This window comes from Methanoregula sp. (assembly GCF_041645475.1).
GTDB lineage: Archaea > Halobacteriota > Methanomicrobia > Methanomicrobiales > Methanospirillaceae > Methanoregula.
Genome location: NZ_JBAZQA010000005.1, coordinates 30,119 through 46,408 on the forward strand (window position 1 = coordinate 30,119; position 16,290 = coordinate 46,408).

Here is a 16,290-nt window from a genome sequence, read left to right on the forward strand (position 1 = left end):
GGATCAACCTGTCAGGCTCCACCCCCCCGATACCATTCTTTATTCTACGGGGGATTCGTTAAACAAAAATGAGTGTCCGGTTCAACGGAGCTGGTTATCGCTGCACCGTTTATCGAGAATGCGCTGGACAACGAGGCGGGAACTGCAGAGATCCCCGTCTGCGTACTTTCCGATCCGGACAACCCGTGCCGGAAGACCTCTCTCTGCCAGCTGGGATGCAAGATTCTCTTCGCTGAACCTCTGGTTGAACCCGACGGTGATGACATCCGGCTGGATCTCCCTGATTGGCCGGAACATATCGGTTTTATCACCCAGCATTGCATGGTCCACGGGTTTGAGGGCAGCAACCATCTCAAGACGCTGGTCTTCTGGGATGATCGGGCACGGCTTGTGTTTAACGTTGGCATCCCGGGCGACAATGACGAAGAGTTCATCCCCGAGTTTCCTGGATTCTTCCAGGTAGTAGACATGGCCCGGATGGAGGATGTCGAACGTACCGGTAGCTACAACGCGCCGGACGCTCATGAGATCACGTCCAGACTGCAGGGCTCGCCATCGGCAGTGAAACATTTCCAGTTATCCTTCCCGTACGGGTAACCGATGATGATGTGGTAACGGCCGGTGCGGGGAAAAAAATTCACATCCGCCAGCGAAGGCTGAATCACCCCGTTGGGATGGCTGTGGGCGCTCCCGGCAACATGGGTATCGAGCGGCATCATATCATAGAACAGGGAGGCTGAGTTCTCGCGACCTACGGTTCCGGGAAGCAGGTCGATCTCGTTCAGGATGCCATTTCGCTCCTTCAGTACCCCGACAAACTCGTTCGGGTGGCTTTCGCGCCCCATCTCCAGAAGAAGAGAGATGAGTTCCTGCCTGATACCGCGGATATTCATGGTATTCTGCCTGTGTTGTACTGAATTAGGTTCTCTCTCTAGAAAAAACGTCGGGAAAAAAGTTATTTTTCAACCCTGGCAAGTTCTTTACTTAAGTCCTGGGAGAGATCGATACCGGTGAAATCGCCGCTCGTCGGAAGTGCCATGGCAAATCCCGGTGTAATGTCATATTCAACGGTTGTACCTGACGGAACGGTGAGGTCCAGGATGTGGCCGCCTTTTGTATGGTCATCACTGATATAATGAATATGATAGCCCGGAACATTGATGCCCTTGACAAAGACCGGGGTATAGAACCCGACAATCGTGCCCGTAGTATCCACGTAGGTATAGACGGACTGGTTCTTTATCGCTTCAGGTAGCGTTGGGTAAGGTTTCTTCTGAACTGGTATCGACCGGACTTTTATGGTGGGGAACGTCCCGTGCATGCGCACGGCATAGATCATGTTTCCGGATGGAAGTTGTTTTTCCATCTCCGATGTGAAGACGGTCATGTTCATCGGCACTCCGGTTGTGACGGAATGGTCCCGTGAAAAGTATGTTACCGTGGCAAACGGGGTGGTCTGATTGTCTGCAACCGTGTAGATCTGCCCATCGGCTTTGGCCTGGTAGACGACGCCGTCCAGCACGGTCATCTCGCCGTCCAGTGCATGGAACGTGCCGATGCCAAAGTCCCCGTGGTGTTTCAGCTCACCTACGGTCTGGACCCCCCCGAACACCCCCTGTAGCAGGGCATCGATGGTCGAGACCTGGTAGAGTACGTCGCGATCGGAAGAATCCGGTGTATTTTTCTGGATATGGGTGTAGACTGCGGATGCGGCAAAAATAATCACGACCGCAAGACCGATACCGAGAAAAAATTTCAGGTTGTCCATATTCGCAGTTCCAGGCTGTAAAAAGAGAATCAATCTTTTCCCGTCACTTTGATGACATGGTACCCGAACTGGGTCTTGATTGGCCCCACAACCTTGCCAACATCCTCTTCGAACGCAACCTTCTCGAACTCCGGGACCATCTGGCCCTTCGTGAACCATCCGAGGTCGCCGCCATTTTTACCTGAGGGGCAGCCGGAGAACCGCTTTGCAACCGCAGCAAATTCTTCACCGTCAGCAAGGCGCTTCATGATCTGGGTTGCCTGCTGCTCGGTTTTTACCAGAATGTGGGATGCACGTGCCTTTGTTGTCATGCTGTACAGGTGTTTTTTTTAGGGAAATAAAAGGTTGGTAGGGATGATCAGAACGCCCCGTCCTGCTCAAAGCTCCGCCCGAACCGGATCGCAAGTTCTGCCTTGTAGAGCTCCCGCCCGAGATAGCCGGCATGGTCAAGCAGGGAGACATCACCGGAATCCAGGATCGTATAGAGGACATCCTGCCAGCGCTTCCCGAAGACCGCTTTTCCATGGATGACCGCTACAATATTTTCTCCCTCGATACCAATCCGGAAATTTCCTTTCGGATCGTATTCAAGGTCTTCAGGCACCTTTTTCGCCGTAACTTTCGTCTCATATTCGAGCGGAGGTTCGCGGCGCCGGCGTTTCTCCTTGAGGATGAGGAGATCGATCCCGAGATCCTTGGGATAGGGGCGATCCCGCGCAAGTGCCATCATCTCGGTTGCCCGCCGCATCTCGCGGACTGATCCCCGGGTCTTGTCGGAATGTTCGCTTGTGAAGATAACTGCCGCCCCCACCTCCATTGCCATTGCAGCGAGCAGGGCATTGGCCCCGGGCGAGTCCGCGTCCAGAAGCTCGGCAACATTCCCCGCTCCGAAAAAAAGCGGGTATGCAGATTTTTTAAAATTTTTCAGGGAGGAAAGAAGGCCCGACCCTGCCGGCTGGAGGAGCGGGTCGGCAATGACGCAGTTAATCCCCGCCCGCTTTGCAAGGGCGATGTTCTTTGTAAGTGTACTCCCGCCCGGTACAACGACTGCTGCGGCACCGGCGCGTGCCACATCTTCACCTATGATCGGTATGTTCTGCTCCTGCAGGCTAAGCACGATGTCCGCCCGCACGAGTCCTGCGCGGATCAGCGCCGGATCCTGGGTATCAATAGCAAGGGGCTTGTCGATTCCTTCGAGTTCCGATAAGACCCGTGCAACATCTGTCGGGACTGCATCGAACCCGAACCCCAGGTCCACGATATCCGCACCTGCAAAGAAACATGTCTCCACCCTGTCGCGGATATCCTCCCGCCGGTGTGCGTCCATGATCTCGGCCAGAACTTTCATCCGCGATCCTCCTCCGATCTTCATCCCCCGGATGCAGAAATCACCCTCCGCCACCTGTTCGTAGTGTTCAACCCGCTTCATGGCTTCATCAGCTCTTTTTGTTGAGAGGAGTTCATCTGCGGGAATGGTCCGTGAGAGCGGAATCGATCCGATAAGGGGCAGGATCAGGGAGAGATCCGCAGCGTGGCGGGGTCCTCGACAGATCGGCACACCGCTCTCGCGCTCTGCCTGTTCAAAGGATGCGGTGCACATGCCGGGAACAAGGACCAGGTCGAACTGCTCTGATTTGAGGATCTCACGGAGCCGGTGCGGTGTTAAAAAGGATGCAATCTCCCCGGTGACAACAACGCGTGCGTCAAAACCTGCCGCCGCTTCTTTCACGGTTTTTTCCGTTGCAGCACCGGTGGGGAGAAGGATGCGCATAAGTTCCCTTAATATCAGAGAGATAAAAACACTATGATCAGATGCTGACCTGCGATCTGCACGTGCATACCAACTATTCCAAGGACGGTGAGAGCAGCGTCGAGGAGATCCTCCGGCGGGCCGAGGAGGCCGGGCTGGATGCGATCGCCATAACCGATCACGATACCGTGGACGGGGCAAAAAAAGCCCTGACTATTGCCTCAAGTGTTCTCGTAATCCCGGGCATCGAGGTCTCGACCAAGCAGGGCCACCTCCTTGTCCTCGGGGTAACGGAAGTCATCCCCTCCGGGCTCGATGTGGTATCGACTGTTGATATTGCCCGCAGGATGGGAGCGCTTCTCATCCTTCCCCACCCGTACCATGTCTGGCGGCACGGTGTCGCACGACGCAGGAATGCGGGCATGGCCGTTGTCGATGCCGTAGAGTCCTTCAACAGCAGGTACATTGTCGGGTCTGCGAACAAGAAAGCGGCCCGCATTGCAAAACGGCTGGGCAAACCCTGCGTGGGCGGGAGCGATGCCCACAATGCCCGCTTTGTCGGGTTTGGCAGGACCTATGTCGAATCTGAGAAGAATGTCCCGGCCATCCTTGCTGCTATCCGGACCGGAAACGTCACCTGCGGTGGAAAACAGACCCCGCTGCGCACCTACACCCGCCAGTCGATCAACAACACATGGAAGAAGATCAAACGGATCACCCGGCACGTACATCTCCGGTGAGACTTGCATTCCGGGTATCGTACCTGGGTGGCAGGTTCTTCGGCTCCCAGATGCAGGCCTCCGAACGGACGGTTGAAGGAGAGTTTGTGGCAGCCTGCCAGAGGCTCTCCCTCTTCGATGACTGGCGGAAGGCCGGGTTTTCGTTTGCAGGCCGGACTGATCGCGGGGTTCATGCCCGCGGGCAGGTGGCTGCGTTCACGACAACGGCACCGGGCCGGGCAATCACCGTTATCAACACCCAGCTCCCTCCCGACTGCTGGTGTACCGGGTATGCCGAAGTATCCCTGCAGTTCCATCCCCGTTTTGATGCCCGCTCGCGGACGTACCGCTATTTTTTTGCCGAGGTTCCGGAACATATCGCGGCAATGGACCGGGCGGCAGGCCTGTTTCTGGGAACGCATAATTTCTCGAATTTCGCCCGGGTAGAGGATAAGAACCCAAACCGAACGATCCTCTCTGCTCATGTTACCGAGGAACATGGATTTGTCTCTCTCGAAGTAACGGCGGAGAGTTTTCTCTGGCACCAGGTCCGCTGCATGGCTTCTGCGCTCCTCCGGATTGGGAATGGCGATGACGTAAATTTAATAGCCCGTCTTCTCACTTCGGATGCCGAACGCCCCCTGCAGCCGGCACCAGCCGAAGGTCTCATACTCTGGGATACCAACTGCGATCTTGCATGGCAACCCCTCCCGGTGGGCGAACGGAGCAGGACATATCTGGATCACCTCTGCCGGCACCATGCCCTTATGGAGACCGTATGCCGTAAGATAAAACCATAACGGCAGTCGTGCAGATGGATCCGGACACAATACGCAAGCCTTTTTAGAAGCGTTTCAGATAATCATACGTAGGTGCGCTGATGTCAATCATCAAAAGTGTTGATATTATTTCATGGGCAAAAATCCAGGCCCTCTTTGGTATCGTGTTTGGACTTTTTTACGGGGTTCTCTTCGCGATAATGGGAAGTGTAATCGGGTTCAGCAAGGGAATGCCCGGTCTCGAAGCGTTCGGTTTCATGACCATCATCATCTTCCCGATCACGTTTGCCATCATGGGCTTTATCTGTGGTGCGATCATGGCCTTTCTCTATAATGTCTTCGCGAGCAAGATTGGCGGCATACGGATCGAACTCGAATAATTTTTCCTTTTTATCTCATTCAATCGTGCGGGCACACCCGCTTGCTACTGCCGCTTCGCGAACCGCCTTTGCTACCGTACTCACGACATTCCGGTTGAGAATCTTGGGAAGGAGCCGGTCTTTTCTGGGGTGTTTGACGTACGCTGCAAGGGCATGTGCCGCTGCCACTTTCATCTCGTCGGAGATCCTTAAAGCAGAGACATCCAGAGCTCCGCGGAAGATCCCGGGAAATGCAAGGGCGTAGTTGATCTGGTTGGGATACTCTGCTCTTCCCGTGCCGACAATCGAGGCCCCGGCTTCGAATGCATCGTGGGGGAGGATCTCCGGCATCGGGCTTGCGAGGGCAAAGATGATGGGATCGGCATTCATGGACCGCACCATCTGCTGCGTGATGATCCCCGGTACCGATACCCCGATGCAGACATCCGCTCCCTCCATGGCATCGGCAAGTGTCCCTGTCCGCCCGGTGCGGTTCGTTTCATCGCCGATGATGAACTTGTACTTGTTTCCATACAGTCCCGGTCGCTGGCGGTGAATGATGCCCTCACGGTCGCAGACGATGATATTGTGAACCGTGCTGCAGATATCGGGATTATACCCGATACACTTCAGCATCCGTATGATGGCAAACCCGGCTGCTCCCGCCCCGCACACTACCACGTTCAGATCCTCGAAACGCTTTTTTGTGACCCGGCAGGCATTCAGGAGTGCTGCAAGGACCACGACGGCAGTTCCGTGCTGGTCATCGTGCATTACCGGAATACCGATGCCCTGCAGGGACTCCTCCAGCTCGAAACATTTGGGGGCGGCGATGTCCTCCAGGGCAATTCCGCCAAAAACCGGTGCTATGTTCTTTATACTGTTTGCAAACTGGGTGTTGTAACTCTCAAAACAGATGGGGAATGCGTCGATACCGGCCAGTTTCTTGAAGAGGAGGGCTTTTCCCTCCATGACCGGGATGGCGGCATATCCCCCGATGTTCCCGAGAGAGAGAACCCGGGAGCCATCACTCACGATCGCGATCGTATTGGCCTTCAGTGTATACTTGTAGGCCAGGTTCTTATCCCTTGCAATCTCCCGGCAGACCTCGGCAACCCCCGGCGTGTAGGCCAGGGAAAGATCCCTCCGGTCGGCAAGGGCAACCTTGGAGTGGACCTCAATCTTTCCCTGGTATTTCTCGTGGAGGGCGAGCGATTCCGCGTAGATATCTATCTTCCTTGCTCCGGCCATGACCTGTACTTCCTTTTTGAATCATGGCGATAAGATCCTATCAATCTTCTTGTGGCCAGGCGACTTCGAGGAGTCGCCGTAGTGGAAAACCGGGAACCGGTTATCCGCGATACCCAATTACACCGTCTTTTGTGCTCCGAACTCATCGTCAATCCATGCAGCCATGGCGTCCCGGACCGACCGGTAGGCCCCGGCAATATCCTCCGATGATCCCTGGACTGTGTGGGGATCCAGGAAACCATAGTGAACCGTTTTTTTGGCAAAGGGGATGACCGGACAGACCTGGTGCGCCCGGTCACAGACCGTTACTGCGATATCCATGGACTGCCCGGTAAATTCGTCCAGGGTCTTGGAGCGGTGATGCGAGATATCGATCCCGATCTCCCGCATTGCTGCGATCGCATGCGGGCTCACCGTTGATTGTCGTGTTCCGGCGCTGAAAACCTCATACCTGTCTCCATACCGTGCCCGGAGCAGTCCTTCTGCCATCTGCGATCTGGCCGCATTGGCTGTGCAGACGAAGAGGACCCGGATCTTTTTTGTCGTCATTTCTCCCCGCCACCGCAACAGGTGTTGTTATCTCCGCCGCAGCTGCACTCCCCGCTGTCCAGGTCTTTTCCTCTGAGCGCAGCTCCTATCATGGCCCAGGCACAGCCAACCCCGCTCTGGACCTCTACTGCCTGAACCGGACAGTTCTTCTGGCACGCTCCGCATTCCATGCAGTCCGCTGGTCGGGCGATGGTGACCGTCTCCTTTCCCGCAGCAAAGACCGCGTGGGGACAAACCTCCGTGCAGCGCCTGCAGTTAATGCAGCGATCCTCATGAAGCACGAGCGTGGTTTCCGTGTAGGAATCGAACATCAGATCCACCCCAGAAGCCGGCTCACGCCAAGAACGATCCCGAGGATCGCTCCTGAAGCGGCCATAAGCGTCATGACCGGTATATACCGGAATATCTCTTTCTTTACTCCGGTCCGTGACGTGAACGTGGTCGATCCCGTAAAGTTGAGCGCAAGGTACGCGGTGACTGCGGGCATGATGAGGAGCGGGGTGAGCGCTCCTGCAGCCTGCGACCACAGCGGCAGGCCCGGTGCACTTATCCACTGGAACGCGAAAGGGAGTGCGACAACAATCCCGAGGATGAGACCTTTCGTTGAGAAGTCCTGCGTGGGTATGAGTGGGAGCAGGATGGGGAAGAGGACGGTTCCCGCAAGCACTGCGGCAACTGCGGCAAAGCCGGCTGCGGGTCCCGCGAGGAACCAGAGAGCGAGCGCTGCCACAATTGTTGGGAGCGCTACGTGGACGAGTTCTACGGGAATGAGGACCATGCGATCCCACAGCGGAAAAGTAACCTGGCGCATCTCCCGGGTTGCGGTATGCGATTTGAGGTATTCGGGAAGATCGCGTGCCCGGACCGGGCCGTACTCAACGCGAAAACCGGTTCTCTTCATGACCTCCGGCCATGATACACCCGGTGCTCCCAGCTGGGGGAGGATGATCTTCCTGTGCCCGACAATGCCAACAAGGCCGGTGAGTTCGATCCTCTGCACGAGTTCGTCTGTCCCGAATGTCCCCTTTCCCGCAGCACACCAGACATTGATCCCCTTCGTATCAAGGACGAGAATATACCCGTCGTTACCGTTCAGTGCGGACCGGAGGGCATCGAAACTCAGTGTATAGTTGGCCGAAGCAAAGACCGGTGACTCCGGTGTCGGGTTCCCGAGCCGGTACAGGCCGGGTTCCACCCGGTGGTTTCCCCTCCTGACGCCCCAGCGGGCAAGGACATGATCGAGCCGGTTTGCCGCTGTTATCGTGCTGGTCACGGACCGGATCTCCTGCGGTGAAGTTACGGTGCCCGTGCAGGCACTGATCGGTGCCGGTGTGCCGGATGAACAACTGCAGGTTTTTGGTTGGTTTTTCAGATCCATATTTTCCTTCCTACACAAGTGGTGGTGAGAATGTTGCGCGGATGAGGAGGCCGCTCTTTCCGGCAGTAATCCGGTGTACCCTGTCTGCCGGCATAACGCCCATCGATCCCGGAGAATACGGAATTTCCACATTTTCGAGGATACATGTCCCGGCTCCGGCGATCACATCGTGGATCTCCACCATGCCCGGGTGGGTATGGTCGCCAATGACACAGCCGGGATCGATCCGGACATGGTGGACGGAGAGCCGGCCACCCGTGTCGCTCCCGGTGACCAGGTGCTTCAAGAAAACTCCCTGGAATTTCGCGTGGGGATTCCATGCCAGCGTATCCGAGTCGCGTTCCTGGCCCGTGAGGGTTATTCTCTGGTGAGTCATAATCGCATCATCATTTCAAATTTTATTGAAACAACCTGTGGCGGAGAAGGTGATATACTTTTCTATTTCATAAAATTTTGAAATGCCTGCAGGATTCATGACGTGCCCTTTCAGACCGGTCATGCACTGAAAATCAGAAAAAGAGATTTGATTATTTTACCGGAACGGTCGTGTTGGCTGCAACGGCTGCCATGGTGGTTGTTGCAACGGTCACACCGGCTTTGCATCCCTCTCCACGGAAGAGCGCCCACTCCTCGCAGGAAGTTCCGTTGGGGAAGTTGCAGACACCGTACTGGCTGCCGTCAGCATTCGTCTTGATCTCGGATTTTGCTCCTACCTTACCGCAGTTGACCGATGCGGGATTTGCCATGCCAACTGATGCGGGAGCTGCAGTTGTGTTGGTTGTTGCAACCGTCACGCCTGCTTTGCATCCTTCTCCGCGGAAGAGTGCCCATTCCTCGCAGGAAGTTCCGTTGGGGAAGTTGCAGACTCCGTACTGGCTACCGTCAGCATTTGTCTTGATCTCTGACTTTGCTCCTACCTTACCGCAGTTGACCGATGCGGGATTTGCCATGCCTTCTACGGGTGCTGTGGTAGTCACTACCGCTGTTGCGGCCGTGGTGGGTGCTGTGGTTGTTGCCGGTGATGTGGTCGTCTGGGTACATCCGGAGATGAACAGGGCTCCGACAACACAGGCTGCCAGGAGAATGAAGATACTGGTTTTTGACATCATGATACTATCAGGATACTTTTATCGTACCCTCATAAAAATATGAGCGGAATGATCTTCAGACCCGACAATCAGTAACTATGGCCGCTTTCATGCTTGCGACATAGTGCCTGAGCGCATCTTCCATGACTTTTGGATCGCCGGAGTTTTTGCCAACGATATCCACGATAGCGCTGCCGACGATGATCCCATCTGCCCCCTGTTCAGCACAGGTCTTCGCATGTTGTGGTGTGGAGATCCCAAAGCCCAGCGCGAGCGGAAGATCCGTGTGCTTCCGGACGCGTTTCAGGAGTGTAATGGCCTCGTCTGATACAGTCTCACGGACCCCGGTAACCCCAAGAACGGCGACAAGGTAGAGATACCCCCGGGCCCTGGAGGCGATCTTTTTGATCCGGGCGTCCGTGGTTGTCTGGGTGATGAGCATGATGGGATCGATCCCGAACTCCGTTGCCGCGTCCGTCACCGCATCCGATTCTTCAAAGGGCATGTCAGCGATCAGGATACCGTCCACTCCAGCTTCCTGCGCCTCGCGGTAGAAACTCCTGATCCCGCGCCGGTAGACTATGTTGTAGTACGTGAGGAAGACTATCGGGACTTCCGAACTCTTGCGAAGCTCGCGGACGATTGCAAAGACCATGTCCGGTGTTGTTCCCGCTAAAAGTGCCCGTTCGTCCGCTTTCTGGATGGTTGGGCCGTCTGCCACCGGGTCCGAGAACGGGATACCGAGTTCGAGAATGTCCGTCCCTCCGTCAATGAGAGCCCTGGCCGCACGGATGCAGGTCTCCTTACCCGGGTCCCCGGCAACCGTGAATCCGATAAACAATGGCGAATTCCGGCTCCGGAATGTATCAGCAATTCGTCCCATCAGTGTGCCTCCTGAAGTTTTGCTATCTCGGCCACGTCCTTGTCCCCACGCCCGGAGAGGTTGATTATGACGATGTCGTCCCGGTCGAAACGGTCCGCATTTTTTATGACATACGCGACCGCGTGGGCGGATTCGAGCGCCGGGATGATCCCCTCTTTCCTCGAGAGGAAACGGAAGGCATCGATAACGTCCGGGTCATTGACTGCGGCATACGTGACGCGGTCGGCGTCCTTGAGCATCGCGTGCTCGGGCCCAACCCCCGGGTAATCGAGACCTGCCGAGATGCTGTGCGTTGGCAGCACCTGGCCGTTCCGGTCCTGGAGCAGGTACGAGAATGCCCCGTGCAGAACCCCGCCTTCGCCGGCGCAGAGCGTTGCGCTGTGTTCACCGGTTTCGATCCCCTTTCCACCTGCCTCGACCCCGACAAGTTCTACGTCATCGTCAAGGAACGGGTAGAAGATACCCATTGCGTTTGAGCCTCCACCTACGCAGGCAACAATGCAGTCCGGCAGGCGCCCCTCTTTTTTCACCACCTGCATACGTGCCTCCCTGCCAATCACCGACTGGAAGTCCCGCACCATCCCGGGATACGGGTGCGGGCCGACAACCGAGCCTATCAGGTAATATGTGTCCCGCACGTTCGCCACCCAGTCCCGGAACGCTTCGCTTGTTGCGTCCTTGAGCGTGCGGGTGCCGGATTTGACCGGGATAACCTTTGCGCCCATTAGTTCCATGCGGAAGACATTGAGCGCCTGCCTCTTCGTGTCTATCTCCCCCATATACACTTCAACCGGGAGGCCGAGTGCCGCTCCGACAATTGCGGTTGCAACGCCGTGCTGGCCGGCGCCGGTTTCGGCGATCAGCCTCTTCTTGCCCATGTATTTTGCGACCAGCGCCTGGCCGAGGGTGTTGTTGAGTTTATGGGAACCTCCGTGCACGAGATCCTCGCGTTTCAGGTAGACTTTGCATCCGAGCTCTTCCGAGATGTTTGGACAAAACGTCAGGGGTGTCTCCCGCCCTGCATACTCTTTCTGGTACGCGTCAAGGTTATGGATGAATGATGGATCGTTCCGGATGTTCTCATACGCGATCTCCAGTTCCTGCAGTGCGTTCATCATCGTCTCCGGCACGTACTGGCCGCCGTATTTCCCGAACCGTCCTTTTTTCCCTGCTGTATTCATGGTATGCACTCCTTGCTTGCCTGGATGAATGCTCTCATCTTCTCCACATCCTTGATCCCCGGTGATGTTTCCACACCGGTTGCCACGTCCACGGCATACGGGTGGACTGCGGCAATGGCATCTGCCACGTTTTCCATGGTAAGCCCGCCCGCGAGGATGACCGGAACCTTTGCTCTCTCTACAACACACCGGGCTCGTGAGAGATCCACGGCTCTCCCTTTCCCATGGCTTTCGTCCACGATGATTGCACTGCAATCCCCGGGCAGGGTCTCTCCAGCTCCTATCGCCCGGATTATCCGAGGGCCGGGTGATTTCATGAAACGGAACGGGTGGAAGATCTGTACCGCGTGCGGGTGGATGGCGAAGATCTGCTCCAGATCCTCACGGGACCGGGTATGGGTCACGGCTACCGTGGTGGTGAACGGGCCCACGGCATCGAAGATCTCCCTCGCCCGCTCCAGTGAAACGGACCGGGGGGATTCCGAGCAGAGCACTACGCCTATCGCATCGGCCCCCAGTTGTTCGGCCCGCCGAGCATCCTCCGGGCGGGTTATCCCGCAGATTTTTACGCGCATACAAACTCCTCCAGTTTCTTTCTTGGATGTTGGCTTGCCATGATAGATGAACCGATCAGGAATGCGTCACAGTACTTTTTCAGTTCGCGCACATCGTCTGCAGACCTCATGCCGCTCTCGGATACGACGAGCCTTCCCTCATCCGGTACCTGCTCCGAGAGAAGCCGGGTGGTCGAACGGTCGATGGTCATTGTCGAGAGATTGCGGTTGTTGATCCCGATGAGTTCGGCATCCGTGGCAAGCGCAGCCTCCACTTCCGCACCGTTATGGGTTTCCACGAGCGGTTCAAGGCCATATTCCTGCGCAAGACTGACGAATGTTGTCAGTCTTTTTTCGAGCACTGCGGCGATCAGGAGAATCGCATCAGCCCCAAGGGCTCTCGATTCGGCGATCTGGCGCTCATCGACGATGAAATCCTTGCGGAGAACCGGCAGGGTCACTGCCGACTTCACGCGGGCGATATCCTGGCCGGAACCCCCGAAGAAGTACGGCTCGGTCAGGACCGAGATGGCCGTGCACCCCCCGTCTTTGAGGACTCCTGCCATCATCGCCATGTCCACGTTGCGCCGGATTACTCCGCTGCTCGGGGACGCGCACTTGATCTCGGCGATGACGGCGTTTTTCCCGTTCCTGCTGTGGATAGCACCTGCAAGGCTTACCCTGGGCCGTGATAAGGATTCCGGGAATGTTGCCGGGAGGAGGGCAACCCGTTTCTCCGTGCGCCGGATGATTTCATCGAGGATCATTCTGCCCCCCGGGTTGCGTTGATCAGGGCATCGAGCCGGGCCTGGGCACTTCCCGAATCAATGGACCTGGCTGCCTGCACAATTCCCTCGTGGAGGTTTCCGGCCATTCCTCCGACATAGATGGCAGCACCGGCGTTCATCAGGACGATATCGCGCCCGGCCCCCTGCTCCCCGCTGAGGATGTCGCGGGTGATCCGGGCATTGGTATCCGCATTGCCACCGGCAAGATCTGCGAGGCTCGCGGATGCGATCCCAAACATTGCCGGGTTCAGCGAATACGTCCGGATTGTCCCCCGGTACAGTTCCGATACGGTTGTATCCCCGGTGGTGGTGATCTCGTCCAGCCCGCTGCCGTGAACGACCATCGCACGGGTGAGCCCGATAAGCCGGAGCACTTCTGCCATGGTACGGGTCAGGGATTCATCATATACACCGAGCACCTGTGCCTCCGCACCCCCCGGGTTCGTGAGCGGCCCGAGGAGGTTGAAGACCGTCCGGCAGCCAATCTCCTGGCGGGCCGCCATAACGTGGTGCATAGCCGGGTGGTGCTGGGGTGCGAAGAGGAATGCTATCCCCGCCTGCTCAACGATCTGCGCCTGGAGCCGTGGGTCCACGTCAAGGTTGACCCCGAGTGCGGCAAGGACGTCGGCCGAACCGCACCGGCTTGACACGCTCCGGTTCCCGTGTTTTACCACAGGAACTCCTGCTCCAGCAGCAACGAACGCTGAGGTTGTACTGATGTTGAACGTCCGGGCTCCGTCGCCACCGGTGCCGCAGGTGTCCACCAGGATCTTGCCGGTCACGGGTTTCACCGAGACCGCGTACCTGCGCATTACCCCCGCAAAGGCGGCTATCTCTTCGGAGGTCTCCCCCTTGAGCCTGAGCGCGGTGAGGAATGCCCCGATCTGGGCCTGCGAGGCTCCCCCCTCCATGATGGTACTCATGATCTCCGCCGCTTCCGGGCCGGTGAGATCCTGCCTGTCCACGAGCCTGCCGATGGCGTTTTTCAGCATCATCGTGCCATCCCCGTACCGGCAAGGAAATTCCCGATGATCCGGTCCCCGCACGCGGAGAGAATGCTTTCCGGGTGGAACTGCACCCCCTCTATCGGGTACTGCCGGTGCCGCACACCCATGATATACCCGTCATCGAGACTGGTAGCGGTGATGGCGAGATCTTCCGGGAGCGTATCCTCCTTCGCAACCAGCGAGTGGTAGCGGGTTGCAACGAACGGTTCGGTAAGCCCCGAGAAGAGCCCTTTTCCGTCGTGGCGTATTTCTGAGGTTTTCCCGTGCATAAGGTGGCCCGCCCGCCCAACTTCGCCCCCGAAGGCGGTGCATATTGCCTGGTGACCGAGACATACGCCGAGTGTCGGGATCGTCTTACTCATGGTGTTCAGGATCTCAAGACATACGCCGGCGTCCTCCGGGGTTCCCGGGCCAGGTGAGAGGATGATCCGGTCGCAGGAGACATTCCGGATACGCCTGAGGGGGGTGTCGCAGGTGAGGACCATCGGCTCTCCCCCGAGTTTTCCCACCTGCTGGTACAGGTTGAACGTGAAACTGTCATAGCAGTCAACGATCAGCACTTTCATGGGCAGGCCCCCGACTGTTCAATGGCCCGGATCATTGCCGCAGCCTTGTTCTCGGTCTCTTTCCATTCCAAGGCCGGTACCGAATCTGCAACAATCCCGGCCCCGACCTGCACGGAGGCCCGTCCGTTCTGTACAAGGACCGTCCGGATAGCGATGGCAAAATCAAGGTTCCGGTCAAACCCGATATAACCTACCGCACCTGCGTATATCCCCCGTGAACACGGCTCCTGTTCCCCGATGATCTGCATTGCCCGGATCTTGGGCGCTCCTGAGACCGTGCCTGCCGGGAAACAGGACCGGAAGGCATCATAGCAGTCGAGGTTATCGCGGAGGACACCGGTCACGGTCGAGACTATGTGCTGGACGTGCGAGAACTTCTCGATGTTCATGAATTCCGTTACTTCAACGGACCCGAACCGGCAGACGCGTCCGAGATCGTTTCTTGCAAGGTCCACGAGCATCGTATGCTCTGCCCGCTCTTTTGTATCGCGGAGGAGATCGCTTGCCAGTGCTTCATCCTCCGCAGGAGTCTTGCCGCGGGGCCGGGTGCCTGCTATCGGGACGGTGGTCACCCTGCGTTTTTCTACCCGGACAAGCATCTCGGGGCTTGCCCCGATAACCTGCTCATTGCCGAAATCAAGGTAATACATGTACGGGCTCGGGTTGATCTTCCTGAGCGCAGTATACAGGCTGAATGGGTCTCCGGCAATCTTGCACTCCATCTTTCGTGAAAGTACGGCCTGGAAAATATCCCCTGCAACGATATGCACCTTGATCTGCTCTACCGCCTGTTCGTACTGCTCCTGCGAACCGGCAGGGATGACCGGTGGGGCCTGAACCGCGGGAGTGCATGGTTCAGCCGGGGGGATGCCCCCGCTCCCGAGTGCGGTGATAAGATCTGCAAGCAACTGGATCTTCCTGATACTCTTCCGGTATTCTTCGGCAAGGTCGGACTCGTAGGTCAGGTGCGGGCTTGAGAAGATGTAGAGGATCCGATCCCGGTGGTCGAGGACTATACAGTCCTTGGTGAGCATGAACCGTGCGTCAGGTCCGCGTCCTTCCCTGCTGTTCTTTTTCCCCATCCCGACCTTCTCAAAGAGGGAGTAGACGCAGTCGTAGGCAAAATATCCGACCATGCCGCCAAAGAAACGGGGAGCTTTCACGTTTACGTAGTGGAAGCGGGAGAGGATCGATTTGATCCGGTCCACGGGGTCCCTGCCATCGGGATCCCGGGCAATCGAGATGAATGGTTCATTGCCCTCAACTTCAACGGTCTCCCCGACAGATGCCACGAACTCCGGATCGAGCCCGATGAACGAGTAGCGGGCGAGCTTCTCGCTGCCTTCCATCGATTCCAGTAAGAACCCGCAGCCTGCACGGGTGCTCAGGTAGATGTCCAGCGGGCAGAGGTTCCCAAGCGGCAGTTCTGCGCAGAGCGGGATGATGAGCGGCTTTGGCTGGTTGTTGACCGCGGTGATGAATTCCTCAAGTTCAAGATTGAAGGTAAGTTCGTTCTTCATATTGCATTCCTGTAATTCCGTATTCCGGCAGGGAGCCGTTTTTTCTCTATGTCCAGGAGATCCTCTGGATTTGCGGGGATCTCCCTGTGTTGAGATGAGCCCGTTTTCCTGGGGACTGGTTGTAGTAAAACGTGGTCTTTGTACATATTT

At 57.0% G+C, this 16,290-nt stretch carries 21 protein-coding genes; 3 read left to right on the forward strand and 18 right to left on the reverse strand.

The window, feature by feature from the left end; translation table 11 throughout:
* Positions 1-81: 81 nt before the first annotated feature.
* The 5 genes from WC598_RS05865 to WC598_RS05885 form a co-directional block, all read right to left on the reverse strand.
* Positions 82-525 (reverse strand): adenylyltransferase/cytidyltransferase family protein, encoded by a 444-nt coding sequence (locus WC598_RS05865; RefSeq protein WP_372960551.1) that lies wholly within the window; start codon positions 523-525, stop codon positions 82-84.
* Positions 522-893 carry a Mov34/MPN/PAD-1 family protein gene (locus WC598_RS05870; protein WP_372960552.1) on the reverse strand — a complete coding sequence of 124 codons (372 nt, stop codon included), beginning with the start codon at positions 891-893 and terminating at the stop codon, positions 522-524. Before WC598_RS05870 ends, WC598_RS05865 begins: the two co-directional genes overlap by 4 nt.
* A 62-nt stretch (positions 894-955) precedes the next feature.
* Complete coding sequence (gene budA / locus WC598_RS05875) at positions 956-1,768, reverse strand: acetolactate decarboxylase (protein ID WP_372960553.1); 813 nt, start codon at positions 1,766-1,768, stop codon at positions 956-958.
* A gap of 29 nt (positions 1,769-1,797) precedes the next feature.
* The gene (locus tag WC598_RS05880; RefSeq protein WP_372960554.1) at positions 1,798-2,079 is read right to left on the reverse strand and encodes a peptidylprolyl isomerase; all 282 of its coding nucleotides are present in this window, start codon (positions 2,077-2,079) and stop codon (positions 1,798-1,800) included.
* A 47-nt stretch (positions 2,080-2,126) separates the two neighbouring features.
* Positions 2,127-3,539, reverse strand: a complete 1,413-nt coding sequence (locus WC598_RS05885) for a dihydropteroate synthase-like protein (protein WP_372960555.1) — start codon at positions 3,537-3,539, stop codon at positions 2,127-2,129.
* A 41-nt stretch (positions 3,540-3,580) separates the two neighbouring features.
* Between WC598_RS05885 and WC598_RS05890 the strand changes: the two genes are divergently transcribed.
* The 3 genes from WC598_RS05890 to WC598_RS05900 all read left to right on the forward strand — a co-directional run bounded on the left by WC598_RS05890 (position 3,581) and on the right by WC598_RS05900 (position 5,396).
* Positions 3,581-4,258: a CehA/McbA family metallohydrolase gene (locus tag WC598_RS05890; RefSeq protein WP_372960556.1), complete on the forward strand. Its 678-nt coding sequence runs from the start codon at positions 3,581-3,583 to the stop codon at positions 4,256-4,258.
* The gene (gene truA / locus WC598_RS05895) at positions 4,213-5,037 is read left to right on the forward strand and encodes a tRNA pseudouridine(38-40) synthase TruA (RefSeq protein WP_372960557.1); all 825 of its coding nucleotides are present in this window, start codon (positions 4,213-4,215) and stop codon (positions 5,035-5,037) included. The genes WC598_RS05890 and truA overlap by 46 nt, the downstream gene beginning before the upstream one ends.
* 80 nt (positions 5,038-5,117) lie before the next feature.
* The gene (locus tag WC598_RS05900; protein ID WP_372960558.1) at positions 5,118-5,396 is read left to right on the forward strand and encodes a hypothetical protein; all 279 of its coding nucleotides are present in this window, start codon (positions 5,118-5,120) and stop codon (positions 5,394-5,396) included.
* Positions 5,397-5,411: 15 nt separating this feature from the next.
* On the opposite strand, the gene WC598_RS05905 is transcribed toward WC598_RS05900, so the two are convergent.
* The 13 genes from WC598_RS05905 to trpE form a co-directional block, all read right to left on the reverse strand.
* Positions 5,412-6,626, reverse strand: a complete 1,215-nt coding sequence (locus tag WC598_RS05905) for an NADP-dependent malic enzyme (RefSeq protein WP_372960559.1) — start codon at positions 6,624-6,626, stop codon at positions 5,412-5,414.
* A gap of 117 nt (positions 6,627-6,743) precedes the next feature.
* The gene (locus WC598_RS05910; protein ID WP_372960560.1) at positions 6,744-7,175 is read right to left on the reverse strand and encodes an arsenate reductase ArsC; all 432 of its coding nucleotides are present in this window, start codon (positions 7,173-7,175) and stop codon (positions 6,744-6,746) included.
* Entirely contained in the window at positions 7,172-7,486 is a 315-nt protein-coding gene (gene hgcB / locus WC598_RS05915) for a mercury methylation ferredoxin HgcB (RefSeq protein WP_372960561.1), read from the reverse strand. The genes WC598_RS05910 and hgcB overlap by 4 nt, the downstream gene beginning before the upstream one ends.
* On the reverse strand, positions 7,486-8,553 hold the full coding sequence (gene hgcA / locus WC598_RS05920) for a mercury methylation corrinoid protein HgcA (RefSeq protein ID WP_372960562.1): 1,068 nt from the start codon (positions 8,551-8,553) through the stop codon (positions 7,486-7,488). The genes hgcB and hgcA overlap by 1 nt, the downstream gene beginning before the upstream one ends.
* A 10-nt stretch (positions 8,554-8,563) precedes the next feature.
* Positions 8,564-8,929 (reverse strand): cupin domain-containing protein, encoded by a 366-nt coding sequence (locus WC598_RS05925; RefSeq protein WP_372960563.1) that lies wholly within the window; start codon positions 8,927-8,929, stop codon positions 8,564-8,566.
* A gap of 151 nt (positions 8,930-9,080) precedes the next feature.
* The gene (locus tag WC598_RS05930; RefSeq protein WP_372960564.1) at positions 9,081-9,662 is read right to left on the reverse strand and encodes a DUF333 domain-containing protein; all 582 of its coding nucleotides are present in this window, start codon (positions 9,660-9,662) and stop codon (positions 9,081-9,083) included.
* A gap of 55 nt (positions 9,663-9,717) precedes the next feature.
* The gene (gene trpA / locus WC598_RS05935; RefSeq protein ID WP_372960565.1) at positions 9,718-10,524 is read right to left on the reverse strand and encodes a tryptophan synthase subunit alpha; all 807 of its coding nucleotides are present in this window, start codon (positions 10,522-10,524) and stop codon (positions 9,718-9,720) included.
* Positions 10,524-11,705, reverse strand: a complete 1,182-nt coding sequence (gene trpB / locus WC598_RS05940; RefSeq protein ID WP_372960566.1) for a tryptophan synthase subunit beta — start codon at positions 11,703-11,705, stop codon at positions 10,524-10,526. Before trpB ends, trpA begins: the two co-directional genes overlap by 1 nt.
* Positions 11,702-12,280, reverse strand: a complete 579-nt coding sequence (locus WC598_RS05945) for a phosphoribosylanthranilate isomerase (protein ID WP_372960567.1) — start codon at positions 12,278-12,280, stop codon at positions 11,702-11,704. Before WC598_RS05945 ends, trpB begins: the two co-directional genes overlap by 4 nt.
* Positions 12,271-13,026: an indole-3-glycerol-phosphate synthase gene (locus WC598_RS05950; protein WP_372960568.1), complete on the reverse strand. Its 756-nt coding sequence runs from the start codon at positions 13,024-13,026 to the stop codon at positions 12,271-12,273. Before WC598_RS05950 ends, WC598_RS05945 begins: the two co-directional genes overlap by 10 nt.
* Positions 13,023-14,039 carry an anthranilate phosphoribosyltransferase gene (gene trpD / locus WC598_RS05955; protein WP_372960684.1) on the reverse strand — a complete coding sequence of 339 codons (1,017 nt, stop codon included), beginning with the start codon at positions 14,037-14,039 and terminating at the stop codon, positions 13,023-13,025. The genes WC598_RS05950 and trpD overlap by 4 nt, the downstream gene beginning before the upstream one ends.
* The gene (locus tag WC598_RS05960; protein WP_372960569.1) at positions 14,039-14,620 is read right to left on the reverse strand and encodes an aminodeoxychorismate/anthranilate synthase component II; all 582 of its coding nucleotides are present in this window, start codon (positions 14,618-14,620) and stop codon (positions 14,039-14,041) included. Before WC598_RS05960 ends, trpD begins: the two co-directional genes overlap by 1 nt.
* Positions 14,617-16,140: an anthranilate synthase component I gene (trpE, locus tag WC598_RS05965; protein ID WP_372960570.1), complete on the reverse strand. Its 1,524-nt coding sequence runs from the start codon at positions 16,138-16,140 to the stop codon at positions 14,617-14,619. Before trpE ends, WC598_RS05960 begins: the two co-directional genes overlap by 4 nt.
* Between the last annotated feature and the right edge of the window lie 150 nt (positions 16,141-16,290).

What these genes read in the sequence shown, in the direction of transcription:
- WC598_RS05865 (WP_372960551.1), bottom strand. Translation starts at nt 525, where the DNA reads ATGAGCGTCCGGCGCGTTGTAGCTACCGGTACGTTCGACATCCTCCAT.
- WC598_RS05870 (WP_372960552.1), bottom strand. Translation starts at nt 893, where the DNA reads ATGAATATCCGCGGTATCAGGCAGGAACTCATCTCTCTTCTTCTGGAG.
- budA (WP_372960553.1), bottom strand. Translation starts at nt 1,768, where the DNA reads ATGGACAACCTGAAATTTTTTCTCGGTATCGGTCTTGCGGTCGTGATT.
- WC598_RS05880 (WP_372960554.1), bottom strand. Translation starts at nt 2,079, where the DNA reads ATGACAACAAAGGCACGTGCATCCCACATTCTGGTAAAAACCGAGCAG.
- WC598_RS05885 (WP_372960555.1), bottom strand. Translation starts at nt 3,539, where the DNA reads ATGCGCATCCTTCTCCCCACCGGTGCTGCAACGGAAAAAACCGTGAAA.
- WC598_RS05890 (WP_372960556.1), top strand. Translation starts at nt 3,581, where the DNA reads ATGCTGACCTGCGATCTGCACGTGCATACCAACTATTCCAAGGACGGT.
- truA (WP_372960557.1), top strand. Translation starts at nt 4,213, where the DNA reads ATGGAAGAAGATCAAACGGATCACCCGGCACGTACATCTCCGGTGAGA.
- WC598_RS05900 (WP_372960558.1), top strand. Translation starts at nt 5,118, where the DNA reads ATGTCAATCATCAAAAGTGTTGATATTATTTCATGGGCAAAAATCCAG.
- WC598_RS05905 (WP_372960559.1), bottom strand. Translation starts at nt 6,626, where the DNA reads ATGGCCGGAGCAAGGAAGATAGATATCTACGCGGAATCGCTCGCCCTC.
- WC598_RS05910 (WP_372960560.1), bottom strand. Translation starts at nt 7,175, where the DNA reads ATGACGACAAAAAAGATCCGGGTCCTCTTCGTCTGCACAGCCAATGCG.
- hgcB (WP_372960561.1), bottom strand. Translation starts at nt 7,486, where the DNA reads ATGTTCGATTCCTACACGGAAACCACGCTCGTGCTTCATGAGGATCGC.
- hgcA (WP_372960562.1), bottom strand. Translation starts at nt 8,553, where the DNA reads ATGGATCTGAAAAACCAACCAAAAACCTGCAGTTGTTCATCCGGCACA.
- WC598_RS05925 (WP_372960563.1), bottom strand. Translation starts at nt 8,929, where the DNA reads ATGACTCACCAGAGAATAACCCTCACGGGCCAGGAACGCGACTCGGAT.
- WC598_RS05930 (WP_372960564.1), bottom strand. Translation starts at nt 9,662, where the DNA reads ATGATGTCAAAAACCAGTATCTTCATTCTCCTGGCAGCCTGTGTTGTC.
- trpA (WP_372960565.1), bottom strand. Translation starts at nt 10,524, where the DNA reads ATGGGACGAATTGCTGATACATTCCGGAGCCGGAATTCGCCATTGTTT.
- trpB (WP_372960566.1), bottom strand. Translation starts at nt 11,705, where the DNA reads ATGAATACAGCAGGGAAAAAAGGACGGTTCGGGAAATACGGCGGCCAG.
- WC598_RS05945 (WP_372960567.1), bottom strand. Translation starts at nt 12,280, where the DNA reads ATGCGCGTAAAAATCTGCGGGATAACCCGCCCGGAGGATGCTCGGCGG.
- WC598_RS05950 (WP_372960568.1), bottom strand. Translation starts at nt 13,026, where the DNA reads ATGATCCTCGATGAAATCATCCGGCGCACGGAGAAACGGGTTGCCCTC.
- trpD (WP_372960684.1), bottom strand. Translation starts at nt 14,039, where the DNA reads ATGCTGAAAAACGCCATCGGCAGGCTCGTGGACAGGCAGGATCTCACC.
- WC598_RS05960 (WP_372960569.1), bottom strand. Translation starts at nt 14,620, where the DNA reads ATGAAAGTGCTGATCGTTGACTGCTATGACAGTTTCACGTTCAACCTG.
- trpE (WP_372960570.1), bottom strand. Translation starts at nt 16,140, where the DNA reads ATGAAGAACGAACTTACCTTCAATCTTGAACTTGAGGAATTCATCACC.